This window comes from Fusibacter sp. QWL-12, assembly GCF_058683495.1.
Genome location: NZ_CM178745.1, coordinates 281,043 through 299,663, shown reverse-complemented (window position 1 = coordinate 299,663; position 18,621 = coordinate 281,043). Strand labels below are relative to the sequence as shown.

The following is an 18,621-nucleotide window of genomic DNA, read 5'->3' as shown; positions in this document are numbered from 1 at the left end:
ATCAGTTGGGAAATATGGGGGGCATATGAACTACAACTTTTATTTGGTCGATGATGACCGAAGTGTACTGAGTATTTTAAGCAAGATCATTGTCAGCAACAATCTGGGAGATGTAATCGGTAAATCGACCGAGGGCGAAGAAGCGGTAAGTGAGATCATCCGATTAAAGCCAGATATCGTTTTAGTGGATCTCTTGTTACCTAAAAAGGACGGTATAAGTGTCGTGACAGAGATCAAAAATCATTATCCGGACATCCCCTGTATCATGATCAGCGAGGTTTATTCCAAGGATATGGTTTCAAAGGCTTATAACAGTGGGATAGAACTTTTTATTAATAAGCCAATTAACGTCATTGAGGTATTGAACGTCATCAATCGCGTGGATGAAAAAATGAAGATGAAGCGCGTCATCGATTCATTTCAAACGGCATTTCAAAACATGCAATCGCTTAATCCATCGAATGAACTAGCATCAGAAGGGTCCAAGCACCCGAAACTCGAAGCGGCGAGACAAATACTGAATCACCTGGGTATCTCTAGTGAAGCAGGAACTAAGGACATTCTCTACATGATCGAATTTGTTTTCGATCAAGACAACAGAGCAAAGCAATTCGGTCTGGATCACAAGCTCAGTGACCTTTACGACTACGTTTCCATCAAGTATGAGAAGGAAAAAGGCGAGGTCGTCAGCGAAAAGGCGATTGAGCAGCGTATTAGACGGACGATAGGTCAGGCGCTTTCCAACATCGCAGAGCTAGGGTTAAGAGATTATGAGCACCACGTTTTTGAAAAGTACGCTTCCATTTTGTTCGACTTAAGAGAAGTTCGAAAAGAAATGGACTTTATAAAGCATAATAGTAAAACACACGGGAAAATCAGCATTAAGAAGTTTATTATGGGCTTAATAGAGGAAGTGAATTGATCCTAACGATATTAGTTAAATACCAGTATTTAAAAGTTAACCGCACGAAGAGTTTGTCTCTTTGGTGCGGTTTTTTAAGTGGTTTTAAGTTGTGTTTAGGAATTTCTTAATCGTTTCATAAGAATTTAATAGTAAACTTTAGACAGTAAAACAATAAGTGTCAAAGAAAACTTAGGAGGACGTTAGAAATGAATCGGATCGATAAGCGAAAAAGACACTTTCATAAAAGCATAATTATATGTGTAACAGCGATTCTACTTATGATAAGTCAGATGGTCACGTCTCCCGGCTTTGCAGCGGATAAGGTAAACCTAGAGATCGGTGATCGATTGTTTCTAGGAACCTACAATGGGCACCCAATAGAGTGGCAAATTTATAAGTTTGACGATGGGAATCCCGTATTGATATCAAAATACATATTGAGTGTTAAGGCGTTTGATGCGGCTGGAGATGATGGCGCTAAAGACGACTTTTATAGCTATGCTTATTATTATGGCTCTAACCAATGGTCAACTTCAAGTCTTAGAGATTGGTTAAACTCAACTTCAGTCCAAATCGCTTGGACAGGTGCAGCGCCTAATGCAGAGCATGTTTTCAATGGCGAAAACGCTTATGCATATGAAAATGGCTTTTTACATAGTACAAATATGGATGAAAAACTGTTTAGAGCAATAATCGTAAGTGAACACGCTGTCAAAACAGGAAATAAGGATCAGACTGCAGTTGTAAAAGATCGAGTTTATCTTTTAAGTGCAGATGAATATTTAGAGATACTTAGTAGTGAGCAGTTCTATCCGTTAATGTTACCAACTGAGGATGTGGTTAAGAATACAGTAACCCTTAGCTTCAGTGCTGAAAAAAATCTTAAGATGGGTAAAACATTTGCCATCTGGACAAATGAAGGCGTAGATAATCCTTATGCGACCCATGCGGTAAAAACCGTAGACGACGGTGGCGAAATCGGCTATGAAATTGCAAATGCCTCACATGCAGGTGTTGTGCCAGTTATGAAGCTAAACAAGGACACTTTACTTGAGCTAATAAAATCAGGAGATGGCTCAGCGAGCCTTCCATATGTTATAACGCACCTTGATGAAAATGGCAATTTTGAAAAAACAGCAAATGCTGTGATCCAAGCGCCTTCGACGATGGTGTTAAACGATTCTTCTCGTATGCAGATGGACGCATCGTTAACACAAACAGTTGTATCTTCTAGGATTTTAATGGGGATAGGCATAGTGGTATTTGCAATCTTATTCTTATTACTTTTCATCGGTAAGAAAGGCAAGATAAAACTAATCGTAATGGTGTTAGCGGTCGTCGGCATCATCTCGGTTATTAATCTTAGCAAGTCTAAGTCTGCTACAGCAGATTTGGATGTGGTTGTGCTGCCATATACACAGGACAAACAGGTACAAATGAATCGATTAATCCTATTGAGTAAAACCAGCTCAAGTGAGAATAGTAATAATAAAAGTGGGAATAATGGCTTGATCGTCATTAACGATAAAGGAGAAAATATCACAGAAACGTTGGCTAAGAAGATTAACGTAGAATCAAGTGCAAAAGAGCTTGAGGAAACACTGAACACCTTGTTGTCAGGTGGCAACCGTGTTGTTTTTCCTGGGGATTATCGTGTTGTAGAATTTGCCAAGGAGGTAGCTGGTGTCATGCAAGGAACGCATCTGGTTCAGACGCGTGAGGAAGCAATGGTTGGGATGCTACTGGATGAAAACGGTCTACCGATTCCAAATGAAGCGACTTTAAATTTTAAAACTGAAATAGCAACATGGTTTGAGAAACGTCAGTTTGATAAGATTAAGGTCTATCTAACCGAAAAGCAATGGGTCATTCGACATCCATCCGATTTTGCAGGGATCGGGATTGGGCTTTTATATGAGTAAGTGTGTTTAAAAGTTGTGTTCGCACAGGGAACCGCATAGAGATGGGGAGGAAAAGTTGTCTAACAAGCAAAGAGATATTTTAATGAGAGTTTTATTGGTATTTATGATTTGCATATTGACGATTATGATTGTGAAGAAGCTTAGGGTGGATTATGAGTTGGGATATAACAGCGAAGACGTCTCAGTTCTAAACCTACTGAACATTAATCCTGATGAAAAAAGTCAAATTATTAATCGCGTCAGTTTTGATACTTCATTCGATATTAATCTTCAAGACGATTACAACTTTCAAGAAAAATATAAGAATGTTGCGGATAAAGTTGTCACCCTATATATGGTCAAAAAAACGGGTTATGAGCAATTGCTTGCATATTTTGCACAGAATTCAACCGATGTAATCATTATCAATGTACCAACTGATGTCATCGCAATTTATTATTGTTTTCCTGAGTATGAAGGTGTAAGGGCAACGACACAACCAATAGATAAAGCCATTCAGTTTGTTGGCAAATACAGTTCTCAAAGTGCGGATTCAAGTGATGGAATCGTTGGTGGGAATCCAATGATACGGGTATATATGCAAAACTTTGAAAACAATGTTTTAAATTCAGTGACTTATAATCAAGAAATTGAGTTCGTCGTTTATAATGTTTTTGACACAGAAGAGATTGCTGAAGATACATTGCAATTTGGGAGTTATCATATGCAGTTGAATTTTACAACTTTTGAAAATAATAATGGGAAAGACATATGATTTAACTGTTCACAAATTAATGGTTTGTTTTCAAAGTGAAAATTGTTATAATTAGAAGGGGAAATTTTCCCCTTTTTTTCGTGCGATTTTGACGTTGGAAGGCGGTGCACGATTTACCGTAAAGAGGCCGAAGGCTGATATAGAGAGTAGGGCGAGTGGCTATATGCCCGTAAAATGAGATTGAATAGAAGGTTAGGAGAAACACATGTCTAAGAGAGAAACACTCAATATCGAATCAATGGAGACGATATTAGAAAACAACGATGAGCATATCAGAAACATTAGAAACCTCAACGAGGCGCATTATACAGAGCTTCAGCACCGTAAGAAGGCGATTATTGTTACTTATGGGTGTCAGATGAACTGACTAAACACGATATTTAAATACATATAAAATAATTAGCAGAACATAGCAAAGGCCTCATTTAGAGGTCTTTTATTTGTATTGGAATTCATGAGTGATTCCTTGGTGAAATATTATTTTATTAACTCGACCATCTTTAATTACAACCGAATCAATAGTGGATTCTATAAAATTCTTTATAAGTTGCTTATTTTCAGGTAGATCTATTTCTCTAAAGTTGATCGGACTAGACTGAGTGAACTTCGTTAAAAAAAGATATTCTGAAAGTTGACTTAATAAGATATCAGTCAGATTTTGATGTGGTTTGATTTCTTTTCTTGATAATTTCAACAAACCATCTAACTTATCAGAAATAATTTTTCTTTTTACAAGATAGTCTTTCTCGCTCAATGACTCATCATCGAAAAGGTATAAATTTTCTAATCTTTCAAGTGCCCTTTTAAGTTTATTGATCTCATTATGATTAGAATTAGTATCAATAGCTTTCTTAGGTTTTTTGCTGACATGAGAATTACTATTGGTAAAACTATAAGATTCAGACTCTTTGATTATACGAAGTGTTTCTTCTAAGCCATAAGAGATAGAATGTACATCATCGAAAATCGGTCCGCTAAGCAATTGCTTTTCAAGTGAATCAAGCGATACCATAATATCAGCTTGAAAAGATTTATATAGGTTAGAAAGATAGTTAATGATAAATGGACCAAGAGTTATTTCACTTATCATTTTTTGATCACATCCTGAGCCTATTGATTTACTTTTACATACATACTTTGATGGTGTGTATCCGTCTTTTCTTGGCCGATCTAAACTAGCAATTAATATAGATCCACATGAAGAACAAACAAGCTTTTTAGAAAATATGTGAATATGACTTTTTTCTCTAAACGAAGCTGAATTTCTTTCTGCATTTTTATCCATTATCGCATTGCACATATCCCAAGTTTCTTTTGGAATTATGGCTACATGATTATCGTCAACTATAATCCATTCATCTTCTTTTTTCTTTTGACCACGAGCACTACTGCGGTAATTATAGCGGTAAGTTCCTTTGTAAAACGGATTTCTAATGATATCACAAACTGTCTTGCTTCCCCATTTGCCACCGCGTTTAGTTTGAATATGATTCTTTGACAAATATTTTGAGACAGACAGAGCTGATCTGGTTTCAAGATATTTATTAAAAATTGCAATTACATATTCGGATTCAATTGGATCAGGTTTAGGGAACTTAGTCTCATCATCCCATACATAACCAAAGGGAACATTAGCACCATTCCATTTGCCTTTTTCTGCTCTTGAAAGCATAATGGAATAAACACGCTCAGCAGTAAGTTTTCTTTCAAGTTCTGCGAATACAAGGATGATTTTAAGCATTGCTTCACCCATAGCGGATGATGTATCAAACTGTTCTGACCGAGAGATAAAAGTTACATCATATTTTTTAAGCATTTCATACATAGCAGCAAAGTCGAGAAGGTTACGAGAAATTCTATCAAGCTTCCAAATCAGAAGGTGAGTGAACTCGCGTTGCTTTACTCGAGTGATCATGTTTTGATAACCAGGACGATCGGTATCTTTTCCAGAATAACCAGCATCTTCGAACACTTCAAAATTATTGATATTTAAAGCGTACTTACAATAGTTAACAAGCTCATTTTTCTGAAAAGGCAAAGAATCCTTATCGATCTGATGAGTGGTACTAACCCTAATATAAATAGCACATTTTTTCATATGATCTCCTAATAAGAATTGGAGGCATAAAAATACCACCTTGTTCAAATGGGCGAAGTACACCCGCGACTTGAAACAAAGGTGGTTTAATGCTATACTGAGTTTGATAGACGGTATGCATTGACCACCTTGGTCTGTATATCTTTAAACGTCCTCGGTGCGCCAACACTGGGGGCGTTTTTTTATTTATTTACTTATTTTAACTCCTTGTATGCGGACTGCAAAGTCTGTATCTTTTATAGTCATATAAGATTGGCCTTGAATAACATTGTTTGCAATGATTGATTCAAAGTTATAGGTAGCGCTATTTAATCTTTCAACATATCCCATTTTAGTTACAGTATCAGTTACTTCAACTTTATACTCACCTGGCTCGATATCAATTCCAACCAAATACATGCCATCTTCATATTCGCTAGAATAATTTGACTCAGCAGAATTAATGTCAAAAGGTTCAAGTTGAGCTCCTGTAATTTTTACGAAAGCATCAGAATCTAGAATTTCAACATAGCCATCGCCAGTCAAAACTAGATTTGCAATTATTGAATCAAATTGCATTGATGAATCTTTTGCTCTTTCTACATAAGCCATACCGAGAATACCGGATACATTTACTTTATATATACCTGGATCAATATCTGTTCCAACTTTATACATACCATCTGAATATGTATTTGAAGCTTCTGTTGTAACTTCAGTAGTTTCTTCCACTGTGGTTTCGATTGCGACTGTAGTTTCAGCAGTATTATCTGTAGCGGTAGTTGCTTGAACCTCTGCTGTTGATTCATCTTCAAGAGTAGATCCAATAGCGCCAAAAATTAAAATAACGACAATTAAAATGAACCACCACTTCTTGTAAAAAGGTTTTTTAACTTTTTCTTTCATATTTCCTCCTAATAAAATGATTTGTATACCCACAATGGATCAAAGTGGATAATATATTCGTTAATGGCAATTGAATCACCATATAACTTCTTTAAAAGCGGTATTGAGTTTTCAATGAACTCCTCAGTCACATTTAAGTACTCAGCTAATTCAAATCTATTACAAACTCCATCTTTATAGGCATCAATTAACTTGAATGGAGTAATCAAATGTTGAACAGCCCAACGGTGGGCTTTTTCTTCTTCTTTTTCTTTATGTAAATCTTTAGTGTCTAGAATGTTACTTGTAGTAGTAAAATAATGGCCAATTTCTTCAGCTAATATGCTATTTAGTTCAGCTGATGTTTCGATTCGATGATCTAACAAAATTACATTGTCAAAGTACAATCCTTTAAGAACTGGATCGAGTTTTTTTAAATCACATTCTTTTAGTTTAATTTTGTTATCATCGATGATTTGATACAGACTATCTATCATCAATTACCTCATTCTCTTTCTTGCTTATCTTCTTTAATTCTCTTGACTAAATTAATGATAATTCGGAGTTCTTCGTCAGAAATATCTTCGTCAGTAGTATTTAAATACATTCTACTATAAATTTGCATATCTTCTTCAGAAAGCCCGAGTTCTAACAATCTTTGAGTAGTAATTATCATAATTTACTCTCCATCTTCTTCTTGAGCTTTGATGAATTTAGCAAAGGCAATGATTTTTTTTATTGATTCTTCACTTAGATTGCCAGCAGCATGAGCGGCAATTGCTCTTATTTCGTTATCTTCAAATTCATCTTTAGAAACTGGCTCGTCATCATCCCATCCCATTAGATATGTAGGGGTACAATATAGAGCTTTTGCTAAAGGTTCTAGAACTGAGATAGACATATTCTCAATTTCATCACTTTCATAGCGATATATAGTAGCTCTATTTTTATTTAACTTCTCAGCCAATTGTTCAACTGTAAGACCTAGTTCCTTACGTCTTTTCCGTATGCGTTCTCCAATAGTCATCAAATCACCTCTTATAACTTATAAAATAAATATACTACTGTTTTCGCAAATGTGCAACAAAATATTTTGCAAATATGCGAAAAAAGTGTTGACACAACAAAAAGGGGGAGTATAATTAAGTTAATCGCACGTCATGCGAATTCGTTCGGAGGTAGTATGGTTGACACTAACAAACTAAAAAAGAAAATTGAGGAATCAGGATATAACGTTGAAAGCTTTTCTAAACTTGTAAGCATTGATAAAAGTACGTTCTATAGAAAGCTTGCTGGAGAAGGTGATGGATTTACAATTAAAGAAACAGACAAGATATGCAAGTCACTAAAATTGAATAAAGATGAAGTACTGGGAATTTTTTTTACCCAATATGTCGCGTGACGTGCGACATTGGCTGACTAACCTCAGCCTAATACATAAGAAAGGAGGAGATAAAGATTAACTATCAAGACAAAGAGATCTTAAGAGACAAAGACCTGATTAGATTAGATTCAGGTGTTCATTTAAAAGGTGAAGTAATCAAAAATACAATGCTGTATCATGAAAAAATTTCTAAGGATGCATTATTAAATCCAATGAAGTATTTAAGAGTTACAAAAAAACTATTAAAGCTTATTGATCAAATTGATTATCAAATTATTTATAGACTCCCTGAAAAAGTAAATGAGGGGGAGTAAGAGCCAATATATAAGTTGAAACAGCTTAATGAAAATGGATTCAGCTTTAACGCCTAGATAAGAAAAAATTGATTTAGGAAGAAAAATTAAAGTCTCAATCCAGAAGAATGGATTAAAAGTTTCAAAGCAACGAGATCTAAAAACTCCTATAGCATCATCCATCATATCAAGCGATGTCTTTACGTGATCGACTTGAAGATTTGGAAAATTATCTATAACAGATGCTTTATATGAGGCTAACTGGCCATAACCCATATTTGCGACTGTAGGTAAAAAAGCATCTTTGATATCAGCACGGTTAATTAACTTTTTAAAAAGAGTTCTTTTTTGAGTCATTGGATCGTTCTTTCCATTAACAAATAGAAAGAACTCATTTTGAATACGTTTCATTTGAATCAACAGGATTAGATTAGTTGCAAATTTATAAAGTATCAAAGCAAATATTAAGAGAATTATTTTCATAATCCGACTCCTTTTTTTATTTTCATTGTAACAAAATGGAAAGCAAAGTGAAAGGTTATGGTAATAAATAGTGTTTCTAGGTTGATTAACCTCAGCCTAATACATTAAGAAAGGAGGTGCTATATGCCAGAAGTTAGAGAAGTTCAAATAGTAGAGTTGATAAGAATCTCAGTTCAAAGAGGTGGAGGAAGTTCTGAAAGTCCGCTGAGAATTGTTACTCAATACTGGTCAAAGGAAGGTTGTTTTGTAGTAGAGATTGATCCACTTAAATCAACCGAGTAAATGTTAAATGGATAAAGCCAGCGAAACATCACTGGCTTTAAGTAAAACTATTTTGATTAGACTGGAATATTTTTTAAGTCGTATTCAAGTTCGATTTGTTTAACAAAAATATCAAGATATCTTTTCAAAGTATTTAAATCAATATCAGAATAACGTCTTTGGTAATGAGTGTAATCATTTCCTAGTAATCTGACTACGTTTGCAGAGGTCCTCAGTTTTTCATCTGGAAGATAAGCGTTTATAGAATCAAATAATTTTTTTCTTTCAACTTCATCACTAGGGTTCTCAAGAAAATTTATTGCAAAATCTTTTATTAGTATTTCAATAGAGTTTCTATATCCTGAACCAGCTAAGTCTATATGACCAAGGTTCTCTGCTGATAAGGCTTGGTTATAGGAATCAACAAATCTTTCTGAAATAGAAGTAATAGCTTCTGAGAAAGTCGCGTTTTTCTCAGGTGGATGAATATGTATGATTTTAGGCACTGTGTTGTTTAAAGGATTCTCATTCTCATAAAAAACTAGAAAGTTCTTTAAACAATCAGAATTTACACATTTGAAATTAATAGTAACAGACTGATTATTCCCTGTAGTAGTCAGTTGTACTTGAGAAGCAAACAAAGGGATTTGTTCTTGGCCACAATGGGGACAAGCTTCGGGAAGTTCAATTCGAGGGTAAATTCGATTTCCTCTGTGATAAAGTTCATGAATCTTATGATTGTTTGGCATGATTTTCTCCTTTTTAAATTAATATATCATAAATCATTTGAACCAATAAGAACAATTTCAAGAAAGGAGGTCAAAATGGTAACTATAATTGATGAACTTCACGAATATAATATTCAGCAAAGTTTTTCAAAGCTTTCAGAAGAGGAAAAAGAAAAGCTGCTAAGCAACTTGTGGAAGCAAGCTAATAATTTAGGCGTTTATTCGGTTGATCAATTAAATGATGCACTTGATAAATTACCAAAGCATCCATTGTGGCAGCTGCTCATTCCTAGAGAAAACACTAGTGAAGAAGAACGTCAAAAACTCTGCGTTATTGCTAAAAACTATGGAATAAACATAGAACCTATTAACAAACTACAAAGAAAAATAAAAAACTCATAATCCTTAAAATGAAGGAGCAGTGTATGAGAAACCATAACAAGACGAAAAAACCAAGAAAAAAGCCAACACATGTATGTTTGGGATGCCACAGACAATTTGAATATAAAATCATTGAAGTAAAAGCGTGCCCTGTATGCTCAGGCGATTTAGTACCAATTAATGTTCTAGAACCCAAAGTACACTCGTATTAGGAGGAATCATGGGAAAAGATTTAAGTTTAAAGAAGCTTGAAAACGATGCCTGCGAATTAATGCTGAGTGAAACGATGTGCTTAGTTCGTAGAGGATCTCGAAGTATCAAGTATGGAGAATTAGCTTTTCTAGTAATGTACAACATTGAAGCGGCTAATAATAGTGAATCATATAATCAACAAGAAAAAGAACATTTAATTAGAGGCTATTTAAAAGCATATCACATCGTATGGGATTTGATGATTCAATCAAGAAATGAAGAAAGGAGCAAATTAAATGGAAGTGAATCAAAACCAACCACCAGTGATTCAAGAACAGACAACTGTAATACTATGCAAGAAACCTTCAAAAGTTGTAGATGATGTAAAGAAATTCTCAACCATTCTAACTTTAGATGAAATCGAAAAAATCATTGAAGTTGCAGAAAAAAGAAAAGCAGAAGGTAAACCAATATTTGGTAAGACAAAACAAACATCTGAGCAAGTAATAAGTGATCTCAAAATGCATCGATTTGAGGAAGGAGGACATTAAAAGAAAAAAGCACTAACGCGGGAACGTTGTGCTTTTAGATTCATTTTCATCTGACGGACAAAAATGCTTTTACTGTTATTTCCATTATAAGGCATTCATCGTCAGAAGTCAATAAACGACACAGTTCGAGAGGCTTAATCGCCCTCGTTATAGGTATTAAAAACTCAACCAAGGGGATGCTGAATGTTCATAAGAGAAAAACGAACACTATGCGGAAGTAGTTACCAGGAAATAGATATCTATCCTTGTAATGATGATCATAAAAAAAGAAAGAGGGGGAAGAGGAAAAATATCTCTCTTCCTAAGCAGAAAAATCTAAACGATAAAAAATCAAAACGATACTTTGGCCAACTACTAAATGCAAACTTCACTGATAAAGATCTACATGGATATTTCTCTTATTCAATAGAGAACCATCCATCAACTATTGAAGAAGCTGAGAAAAATATTAAGAACTATATTAGAAAGGTTAATTATCAGCGAAAGAAACTCGGACTTCAATCAGCGAGATATATCACAGTACTTGAATATGATATTGATCGTGAAGGTAGACCAAAACACATCCATCATCATCTCATAATCGATGGAGAGTTGAGCAGAGATCAATTAGAGGACCTTTGGAGACACAAGCGTGAGAAAGGTCAGAAAAAAGGAAAGAAAATCGGACGTACAAACGTAAGGCATCTTGAACCCGATCAGAATGGTCTCATTGGATTAGCAATGTATCTTTCAAAACGTGATAGCTCAAAACGGAAATGGAGTCCTAGCCTTAATCTAAAAAAACCAGTTGAGATGCCACCAGCTGATAGAAAATACACTCGTGGCCAGATAGATCGAATTGCAAGAGGCGATATTGAAAAAGACTACTGGAAGAAAAAATATCCAGGATGGTCATTAACGGATCCTGATTATGGAGTCCAGATGAAATTCAACATGATAACAGGTGGCTATCACATCTTATTGAGATTAAGAAAGGATACAGGATGAAATGCACCTACCCAGAACCTAAAGGCGCAAAGTGTGGGGATAACTGCTGCATAACATGTAATCATTCACATGTGTGTGAATCGAAATGCACGTTCGTGGATCCCAAAGTGATTATTCCAAGTTGCGTCTATCTAAAGAAAGAGGCAAATCATGAAAAAAGAAACACCACAACAAAAGCAACTGTCAAATATTATTAGAGAGTTTGACTTAAAGAATAAACGCATGCCAACCATATCGGAACTGAGCGAGCTCACTGGTAAGAAGCAAATTCATATTAAAAAGGTATTAACATCGATTGAAATCTACCCGCGACAAATGCTTTTGACAGAGGATGAGCAGCTATTGCTCATATTATATCGACCAGGTATAAAAATGCGTGATTTAGAAAAGAGACTTGGTTTATCAGGAAGCACTCTAAGACTCAAACTTAAGCATCTTTCCGATTTAGGCTTAATTGATGAATATAAGCCAAGAGAATACATCTCTATCCTGAATCTAAAGCCAGAGCCATTGAAAGGTGATGCAACAACCGATTATGTGATGATAGTCTCAGGACCACATGAGGGCGCTAGTGGATATATCGAATCCTATACATGGGATGGCGCAAAATGCGTACTGTTTAAAGATGGTACTGAGTTTGAAACAGAAGTAAATGATAACGACTATAAAAGATGTAGGAGGCCACATGAAAAGAAAAAGTACTCGAGTAAATATTCTAGCGATATTTATCATATTAATCCTTATGGTCCTGATTACACTCAAGTGGAGCGAGCTACAGGATAGCAGAGAAGAACTTAAGATTTTAGAGGCACAAAAGGCTGCTCTTGAAGAAACACTCTATATCAAACAGACCATGGCCATTAAGGCACTTGAAGAGGAACAGAGACAAGTCAATCAAAAGTTAGAGGAATGGGATGATATAGACAAAAGATGGCTAGTGTGGATCGAAGAGAACTGGACACTTGTTAAGAATATCAATCCGCATGACTGATTTTAATTTAGAGGCATTTCAGTACTTCGATGATGAGCCTGAACAAATCAGCTTCTCAAAATCAGAGTGTTTTAAGTGCAAAGCATCGGCTATCGTGGTACCAATAACGATGCATGAACCATTAATGGGTGCAAAGTATCGATCACTATCTATCAAATATGGATTACAGGTACCGCTTTGTTTGACTTGTCACGAAGAGGTCCAAACGGATCCAACTCAAGAATACAATCAATTTTTACAAAAGTTAATGCAAAGAAAATTCATTATAGACTTTCCGAACTTAAGCTTCATGGCCATATTCGGAAGAAACTATTTGTGGGAGGAATCATGAAAGCGAAAGTACTTGTTGAATATTTAAATGCTTTAATTGACAAAGCTGATGATCCAGATGAGTTAGAGGTTTTTAATGACAAAACAAAAGTTGAAATTCAAAGCGTAGCATTTAATTCAAAAGTTGACTCAAACGATTTGTGCGAAGAAAAAATTGTGATTTTATAGGGAGGAATCATGAAGAAACCAGATCCAAAATACTGCATGGAATATGTTTGCAAGACTTGTAAGAAACCCATGCCAGTAGATGAAAAAAAATCAACACCAGAAGTAACTTATCTTTTAGATGTATGTCCGTGTGGTGGAAAAGGTCACATGAGATTAAAAGGGTAGGTGACATATGTGCTATCAAATTTTAGAGGCGAAGAAGGTCATCTTCCAAGATGAAGATTTTGACATAGTGAAGCAGCGGTTAAGCGACTTAATTGAACTAGATAAAAAAGTATCAGATTCAAAATGGGAAAGGACGCAGCTATTAACTTCAAATGAACTACCTTTCAAAGCCGGTAAATATACTATAGCTACTGGAGAGTGGCGAAAATAGGAGTAGATTATGACTGAAATACAACTAGAAGGTCAAATAGAAATAGATGGATTACCACAACCAATAGAACAGCAAGAGATCATTAACGCCGAGTTAAAGCTGGAGAAAGAATATAAAGATTTTAAGGGAAGTGGAAAGCTAGGAGCAGTTGCTAAACCCGTGTATGACACTTTGAAACTATTCTGTAAAAACTCAAAATTTGCAGAGGCGGTATCAGCAAATCCGAACACGTTTTCTCAATGCATCGATAAAATCATGGCGGGTGTTGGTAACTCAATTTCTGATTTAGAGGTTTATCAGAGAGCTGCAGGATTCTATTTTCCAAATGCAAAGATCACATTCAATATGACAATTGATACTGACGGATTGCTTGTGCCGGTTATGAAAAAAGAAGTTCAAGCAACGAATAAGAGTGTGGGCGGAATCACGATTAAATCTGTACCTGTAGAAGAATTACTCAGCCCATCAGAAGCGCCTAAAATTGTAATCTCACTCGATGACATATTAGACACACTTTAGAGGTGCTATATGAAAAAAGTCAAATTTAGAGGTATCGCACCTAAGCCTTTAGTTAATAAGTTAGAAGATCGATTTATCTATATTAAAGCTTCAGTTGAGACAATATACGAAGAGACATTAATTATTAGCGTATATGCAAAAGTAAAAAAGAAAAAAGAAGTGGATCATATCTGCGTCTTTCAGCAGTTTATTACTGAGAATGATTTTACTGCAATAAATTACTTAGACGATGGAAAGCGCAATTGGAGTAATTCAACTTTGCTAAGGTTCATTGAATCAAATCGATGGCATTTTGACCTTGATTATTCAAATTACAACCATATTAAATGTGAAACAGAAGAAGATAATGAAATCATCAACAAATATTATCAAACAAAGCATAGTGTGGGAATTAACTTGATCAATCATCATCAGTTAGAGTTGAGAAAGTCAGCACTTTACTATAAACATGACATTGAGCGGAGAGAACTTGAACGGATTCATATTCAAGCTATTTATCTTCCGTCAGACCTACACGATTGGATTAGTTCTGAAATTGTAAAAGACAATGCTAAGTATTTTTATGAAACAGACAAGAAAACAAAGTTAAAACGCGGAGTATGCTCGTATTGTAAATCAGAATCAAAAGTTAAGACTGCTAAACACAATGAATATGGTGTTTGCCCATCCTGCAATACGAAAGTTCAGTTTAAAGGGCTTAATCGAGCAAAGTATTATACCGATTATGACCATTTTGCATTCGCACAGCGCATTGATACAGGAGTTATGATCAGACGATTTAAAGTGAAGTTAGATTACAAGCATTCTGATAAAAAATCGAGCATACAAGAGACTGAAATATCACTTAGCGAATTATCGAGATCGGTACTAGAAGAATCAAAACAAAGAAGTACACATTATGAGTACGGAGAGTTTCTTAAGGGCGAGTATCGATGGAAAAAAGAAACCTCTAGCTATAACTTTTATGGGAATGGTAGCGTAGCATTTGCGACAAGAAATTTGTTTATGAAATTGTACCCGTTTAATTTAAAAGATGTGATTGCTGATACTAAGTGGGAATATTGTGCAATTGAAATTTTCAAAGGAAAGATAGATCCTATAGATTATCTAGAATTTAAAGAAGCTAAATTGCTTGAAATGATTGTAAGGCGAGGGTTTATGAAGTTGGCTCAAGACATGGTTAATAATCGATATGAAACTAACAGTGCAACTTATAAGATTGAGCAGACTAAAATGATGGGACTAAGCGAGTATGCTTTTTTCATGGCAAAGAAACATGATCTAGGAATAAGAGAACTTGAAATTATTAAAGAGTTAGAAAGTGGGTTTAGAATCAAGCCTTCGTATGATCAGATTGTATGGATGAGCAGTGAGTATAGAAATCTTAGTAGAATGTTAAGCATCATTCAGTTTTCGAGTATTCAGAAAGCAATAAACTACATTGAGAAGAAAAGTAAAGAAGAAGAGGATAGACGGCGTGATGTAATTAATACCTGGCAAGATTATTTAGAGGGTGCAAAAAAACTCAAGTATAATCTGGGTGATGAAATACTTCTTTATCCAAGAAATCTTCATGAAGCTCATGACAATGTAATAGCAAAACTTAAATTAGTTAAAAATAAACGAATTATAAGAGGAATTGCAAAATATTCCAAAAAATATGAGTGGCTGAATTATAGTAAAAATGGCTTAGAAATTAAAGTTGCTAAAAGTGTTTCTGTGATAAATAAAGAATCTCAGGTATTAGGTCATTGTGTTGCACGATCAAACTATATTGAAAGTATGTCTGAAGGCAAAACTTTAATTTTAACATTAAGAAAAACGTCAACACCTGATACACCATACTTCACTGTTGAAATAAACCCAGAATCATTTGAAGTTAGGCAATATCAATCTAAAAATAGGTTGAGAAAGTCGGATGAAGTTGAGAAGTTTTTTAAAGATTGGAAAAAACACATCGAAAAAATGAATTTAAAAGGCTTAAATGAAAAACCTAAAAAGATTGAACGGAGGAACATAGATGAGTACAGAATTGCAAACTAGCGACAGAAACGCATTTATCATTGCACAAGAGATTTTAACTATTAAAGATCAAACCGGTAAGATCATATTACAAGGTGCACTGGAGATAGGAAAGCGCCTCAAAGAAGCAAAAGAAATAGTTGGTCATGGTAATTGGGGAAAATGGTTAGAGGAGTCTGTAGATTATAGCCAAAGAACAGCCTCAAACTTGATGAAATTATACGAAGAATATGGGTCAATTTACCTCGAAAATTCAAATTCGCAATTGATTGCCAATTTGGGTTACACACAAGCTTTAGCAATGCTTAAAATCGATTCAGAAGATAGAGAAAACTTCTTAGAAAATAACGATGTTTCATTAATGACTGCAAAGGACATTGAAAAGATAGCTGAGGAACTTAGAAAAGAAAAAGAAGAGAAAGCAGAACTACAAAAACACTTTGAAGAAATCTCAAAAGAAAATCTAAACTTAAACACTAAGCTGCAAGAGCAAGAGGAGCTGCAGAAGAAGTTTGATGATCTCAAGAAGGCTGATGCAAGCCCAGAGAAGCTGAAACAGCTTGAGAAAACTTTAGAGGCTAAAAACAAAGAAATAATCAAACTACAAAATGATCTCAAAATGGCAAATGATATTGAGCCGGTTGAAATCACCAAAGAGGTAATACCTAAAGAAACAGCAGAAGAGTTAGCAAAGCTTCATAGAAAAGTTGAAATGGGTGATAACGCTGCCAAGTTTAAAGCTCAGTTAGATGTAATTGTTCAGACGACCAATGCAATGCTTGAAACTTTAGAGGCAATTAAGGCCAAAGACGAAGCTCTATACAGTACTTACAAAGAAGCTTTTAACAAAATGCTTGATAAGTTAAAGCAAGAATAGAAGGACAGCAATGAAAGTACATGAGTTAAAGATATGGAGAAAGTACTTTAATGAAATCGTCTATGGTTGGAAGAACTTTAAAGTCAGGAATAACGACAGAAATTTTCAAGTAGGAGATATACTTCACTTAAAAGAAACCTATGATGATACAGATAAGTACACGGGATTTGAACTGTTAGTAGAAGTGAAATATATCCATAAAGGTTTAGGAATTCAAGATGGATATGTTTGCATGGCATTTGTGAAAGTTGAAATAAAACAGGCGGATGAAAGCGAGGTTAAGTAATGGCAAATATAAAATGTGATCTATGGTGCAAAAGTCAAATTAACGGCTATTGTAATAAAATCGAGATTGATATTGACGATATGCAATTCAATGAGTATTCAAACCCCAAATGCGGCGAATTTGATCCAACAAAGGCAGAATGTGGCGCATGTGAATATTGCAATGACGGCATATGTGATTTTGATGAACACGAAATATTTGAAAACTCAAAATGCATAAATGGTCAATTTGAACTTTGCAATTAACAGAAAGCGAGGGCGAGTGATGAAATCGGAAATAATAAATATATTAGCACTAATGTTACATTGCAAAGATGATGAACTGGTAAGAAAGGCAGAAGTCGAACTCGAACAACTAGAAAAAGATGGTACAGCATACAAAGAATTAATGACACCATTTAAACCTATAGACATGGAACTATCCTTTGATTATGACTCAGATGGAGAATCAAACGAAAGCAAAGTTGGATATTGCAAATGTGGTGCATTTGTAACTCAATTTAGAAATGATCCTCATTGTGACATATGTGCTCAAAAATTAGATTGGGAAAACGAGGAAAAGATGATTGAAGGAACTATATGTGATGGTTGTAAATGGTATGACAATGGTGATTCAAGTGCTGGATTAGGAAGTGGATGTACTCATGATTTTCTATATGACAACGAAAGCAATTTTATTGAAGAACACAACAATATCATTGTAGATTATATGGCCATGAACAAATGCCCATTAAAAGAAGTGAAGGTAAACAATGAGAAAACACGATGATCAGTTTTATTGCATTGCAGTATTTAGCAATCTATTTAAACAAAGAGTAAAGATTGATCTAGTCAAAGGCACTTTACTAGAAGTTCAAGTTAACAAAGAACTAGTTAAACTAGGATTCAGATATGACCATAGAATTAGACACACATTGATTGGTAATGGTGTGTTAAGCGAAGTTATCTGCATAGCAACTGACATAAATTCAGGTGGAGTGGCAGCTACAGGTAATAATATTATGGATTGCGTCAGAAAGATTAAAAATAAAACAAAAGACCATGGTTATGAAGAGACGTTTAGTAAAAATCACAGATACATTGAGTTGGTAAAAGCAGTGGATGGAGTGATGAAACAAGCAAAAGTATTAGAGGACATCATTATGAATGGATCCTCAAATGTAAAACCTAACGGTTTGCTATCTGAGTTAAATGGATTTAGACCTTATACCATAATCTACGATGAAGTGCTTAATTCAGATAAATGAAAGT

Annotated in this window: 30 protein-coding genes; 23 read left to right on the top strand and 7 right to left on the bottom strand. The window is 34.9% G+C overall.

Features of this window, described 5'->3' with window-relative positions; genetic code table 11:
* The first annotated feature begins 25 nt into the window (after window positions 1–25).
* From AC4PID_RS01835 to AC4PID_RS01820, 4 genes are all read left to right on the top strand, one after another.
* Complete coding sequence (locus AC4PID_RS01835; RefSeq protein WP_492133885.1) at window positions 26–922, top strand: response regulator; 897 nt, start codon at window positions 26–28, stop codon at window positions 920–922.
* Window positions 923–1,110: 188 nt separating this feature from the next.
* Window positions 1,111–2,826, top strand: coding sequence for a DUF6273 domain-containing protein (locus AC4PID_RS01830; RefSeq protein WP_492133884.1), 1,716 nt, complete (start codon window positions 1,111–1,113; stop codon window positions 2,824–2,826).
* A 55-nt stretch (window positions 2,827–2,881) separates the two neighbouring features.
* Window positions 2,882–3,580, top strand: coding sequence for a hypothetical protein (locus tag AC4PID_RS01825; RefSeq protein ID WP_492133883.1), 699 nt, complete (start codon window positions 2,882–2,884; stop codon window positions 3,578–3,580).
* A 205-nt stretch (window positions 3,581–3,785) separates the two neighbouring features.
* Window positions 3,786–3,947, top strand: coding sequence for a hypothetical protein (locus AC4PID_RS01820; protein ID WP_492133882.1), 162 nt, complete (start codon window positions 3,786–3,788; stop codon window positions 3,945–3,947).
* A gap of 69 nt (window positions 3,948–4,016) precedes the next feature.
* Here AC4PID_RS01820 and AC4PID_RS01815 read toward each other — a convergent pair whose 3' ends face one another.
* From AC4PID_RS01815 to AC4PID_RS01795, 5 genes are all read right to left on the bottom strand, one after another.
* Entirely contained in the window at window positions 4,017–5,678 is a 1,662-nt protein-coding gene (locus tag AC4PID_RS01815; RefSeq protein WP_492133881.1) for a recombinase family protein, read from the bottom strand.
* A gap of 186 nt (window positions 5,679–5,864) precedes the next feature.
* Window positions 5,865–6,563: an Rv1352/Rv1906c domain-containing protein gene (locus tag AC4PID_RS01810; RefSeq protein WP_492133880.1), complete on the bottom strand. Its 699-nt coding sequence runs from the start codon at window positions 6,561–6,563 to the stop codon at window positions 5,865–5,867.
* Between the two features lie 8 nt (window positions 6,564–6,571).
* On the bottom strand, window positions 6,572–7,039 hold the full coding sequence (locus AC4PID_RS01805; protein ID WP_492133879.1) for an ImmA/IrrE family metallo-endopeptidase: 468 nt from the start codon (window positions 7,037–7,039) through the stop codon (window positions 6,572–6,574).
* 8 nt (window positions 7,040–7,047) lie between these two features.
* Complete coding sequence (locus AC4PID_RS01800) at window positions 7,048–7,218, bottom strand: hypothetical protein (RefSeq protein ID WP_492133878.1); 171 nt, start codon at window positions 7,216–7,218, stop codon at window positions 7,048–7,050.
* Between the two features lie 3 nt (window positions 7,219–7,221).
* A complete protein-coding gene (locus tag AC4PID_RS01795; protein ID WP_492133877.1) occupies window positions 7,222–7,569 on the bottom strand; it encodes a helix-turn-helix domain-containing protein in 348 nt (115 codons plus the stop codon).
* A gap of 156 nt (window positions 7,570–7,725) precedes the next feature.
* Between AC4PID_RS01795 and AC4PID_RS01790 the strand changes: the two genes are divergently transcribed.
* Entirely contained in the window at window positions 7,726–7,944 is a 219-nt protein-coding gene (locus tag AC4PID_RS01790) for a helix-turn-helix domain-containing protein (protein WP_492133876.1), read from the top strand.
* Between the two features lie 224 nt (window positions 7,945–8,168).
* Here AC4PID_RS01790 and AC4PID_RS01785 read toward each other — a convergent pair whose 3' ends face one another.
* Entirely contained in the window at window positions 8,169–8,702 is a 534-nt protein-coding gene (locus AC4PID_RS01785; protein ID WP_492133875.1) for a hypothetical protein, read from the bottom strand.
* 123 nt (window positions 8,703–8,825) lie between these two features.
* On the opposite strand from AC4PID_RS01785, the gene AC4PID_RS01780 reads away from it, so the two are divergent.
* The gene (locus AC4PID_RS01780; protein ID WP_492133874.1) at window positions 8,826–8,984 is read left to right on the top strand and encodes a hypothetical protein; all 159 of its coding nucleotides are present in this window, start codon (window positions 8,826–8,828) and stop codon (window positions 8,982–8,984) included.
* Window positions 8,985–9,040: 56 nt separating this feature from the next.
* On the opposite strand, the gene AC4PID_RS01775 is transcribed toward AC4PID_RS01780, so the two are convergent.
* Entirely contained in the window at window positions 9,041–9,712 is a 672-nt protein-coding gene (locus AC4PID_RS01775) for a hypothetical protein (protein WP_492133873.1), read from the bottom strand.
* 75 nt (window positions 9,713–9,787) lie between these two features.
* Between AC4PID_RS01775 and AC4PID_RS01770 the strand changes: the two genes are divergently transcribed.
* The 17 genes from AC4PID_RS01770 to AC4PID_RS01690 all read left to right on the top strand — a co-directional run bounded on the left by AC4PID_RS01770 (window position 9,788) and on the right by AC4PID_RS01690 (window position 18,617).
* Window positions 9,788–10,093: a hypothetical protein gene (locus AC4PID_RS01770; RefSeq protein WP_492133872.1), complete on the top strand. Its 306-nt coding sequence runs from the start codon at window positions 9,788–9,790 to the stop codon at window positions 10,091–10,093.
* Window positions 10,094–10,116: 23 nt separating this feature from the next.
* Complete coding sequence (locus tag AC4PID_RS01765) at window positions 10,117–10,284, top strand: hypothetical protein (protein ID WP_492133871.1); 168 nt, start codon at window positions 10,117–10,119, stop codon at window positions 10,282–10,284.
* Between the two features lie 276 nt (window positions 10,285–10,560).
* Window positions 10,561–10,815, top strand: a complete 255-nt coding sequence (locus tag AC4PID_RS01760) for a hypothetical protein (RefSeq protein ID WP_492133870.1) — start codon at window positions 10,561–10,563, stop codon at window positions 10,813–10,815.
* A gap of 183 nt (window positions 10,816–10,998) precedes the next feature.
* Window positions 10,999–11,802, top strand: coding sequence for a hypothetical protein (locus AC4PID_RS01755; RefSeq protein WP_492133869.1), 804 nt, complete (start codon window positions 10,999–11,001; stop codon window positions 11,800–11,802).
* A 150-nt stretch (window positions 11,803–11,952) separates the two neighbouring features.
* Window positions 11,953–12,585, top strand: coding sequence for a hypothetical protein (locus tag AC4PID_RS01750; RefSeq protein WP_492133868.1), 633 nt, complete (start codon window positions 11,953–11,955; stop codon window positions 12,583–12,585).
* Window positions 12,545–12,793: a hypothetical protein gene (locus AC4PID_RS01745; protein WP_492133867.1), complete on the top strand. Its 249-nt coding sequence runs from the start codon at window positions 12,545–12,547 to the stop codon at window positions 12,791–12,793. The genes AC4PID_RS01750 and AC4PID_RS01745 overlap by 41 nt, the downstream gene beginning before the upstream one ends.
* Window positions 12,786–13,124 (top strand): hypothetical protein, encoded by a 339-nt coding sequence (locus tag AC4PID_RS01740; protein ID WP_492133866.1) that lies wholly within the window; start codon window positions 12,786–12,788, stop codon window positions 13,122–13,124. Before AC4PID_RS01745 ends, AC4PID_RS01740 begins: the two co-directional genes overlap by 8 nt.
* The gene (locus AC4PID_RS01735) at window positions 13,121–13,291 is read left to right on the top strand and encodes a hypothetical protein (RefSeq protein ID WP_492133865.1); all 171 of its coding nucleotides are present in this window, start codon (window positions 13,121–13,123) and stop codon (window positions 13,289–13,291) included. The genes AC4PID_RS01740 and AC4PID_RS01735 overlap by 4 nt, the downstream gene beginning before the upstream one ends.
* Window positions 13,292–13,300: 9 nt before the next feature.
* Window positions 13,301–13,456: a hypothetical protein gene (locus AC4PID_RS01730; RefSeq protein WP_492133864.1), complete on the top strand. Its 156-nt coding sequence runs from the start codon at window positions 13,301–13,303 to the stop codon at window positions 13,454–13,456.
* A 7-nt stretch (window positions 13,457–13,463) separates the two neighbouring features.
* Window positions 13,464–13,667 carry a hypothetical protein gene (locus AC4PID_RS01725; protein ID WP_492133863.1) on the top strand — a complete coding sequence of 68 codons (204 nt, stop codon included), beginning with the start codon at window positions 13,464–13,466 and terminating at the stop codon, window positions 13,665–13,667.
* A gap of 9 nt (window positions 13,668–13,676) precedes the next feature.
* Window positions 13,677–14,186, top strand: coding sequence for a hypothetical protein (locus AC4PID_RS01720; RefSeq protein ID WP_492133862.1), 510 nt, complete (start codon window positions 13,677–13,679; stop codon window positions 14,184–14,186).
* Window positions 14,187–14,195: 9 nt separating this feature from the next.
* Entirely contained in the window at window positions 14,196–16,229 is a 2,034-nt protein-coding gene (locus AC4PID_RS01715; protein WP_492133861.1) for a PcfJ domain-containing protein, read from the top strand.
* Window positions 16,207–17,085 (top strand): DUF3102 domain-containing protein, encoded by an 879-nt coding sequence (locus AC4PID_RS01710; RefSeq protein WP_492133860.1) that lies wholly within the window; start codon window positions 16,207–16,209, stop codon window positions 17,083–17,085. The genes AC4PID_RS01715 and AC4PID_RS01710 overlap by 23 nt, the downstream gene beginning before the upstream one ends.
* Before the next feature lie 10 nt (window positions 17,086–17,095).
* Window positions 17,096–17,371, top strand: a complete 276-nt coding sequence (locus AC4PID_RS01705) for a DUF3850 domain-containing protein (protein ID WP_492133859.1) — start codon at window positions 17,096–17,098, stop codon at window positions 17,369–17,371.
* A complete protein-coding gene (locus tag AC4PID_RS01700; RefSeq protein WP_492133858.1) occupies window positions 17,371–17,616 on the top strand; it encodes a hypothetical protein in 246 nt (81 codons plus the stop codon). Before AC4PID_RS01705 ends, AC4PID_RS01700 begins: the two co-directional genes overlap by 1 nt.
* Before the next feature lie 52 nt (window positions 17,617–17,668).
* On the top strand, window positions 17,669–18,139 hold the full coding sequence (locus AC4PID_RS01695) for a hypothetical protein (RefSeq protein WP_492133857.1): 471 nt from the start codon (window positions 17,669–17,671) through the stop codon (window positions 18,137–18,139).
* Window positions 18,123–18,617, top strand: coding sequence for a hypothetical protein (locus tag AC4PID_RS01690; RefSeq protein ID WP_492133856.1), 495 nt, complete (start codon window positions 18,123–18,125; stop codon window positions 18,615–18,617). Before AC4PID_RS01695 ends, AC4PID_RS01690 begins: the two co-directional genes overlap by 17 nt.
* The last annotated feature ends 4 nt before the right edge of the window (window positions 18,618–18,621 follow it).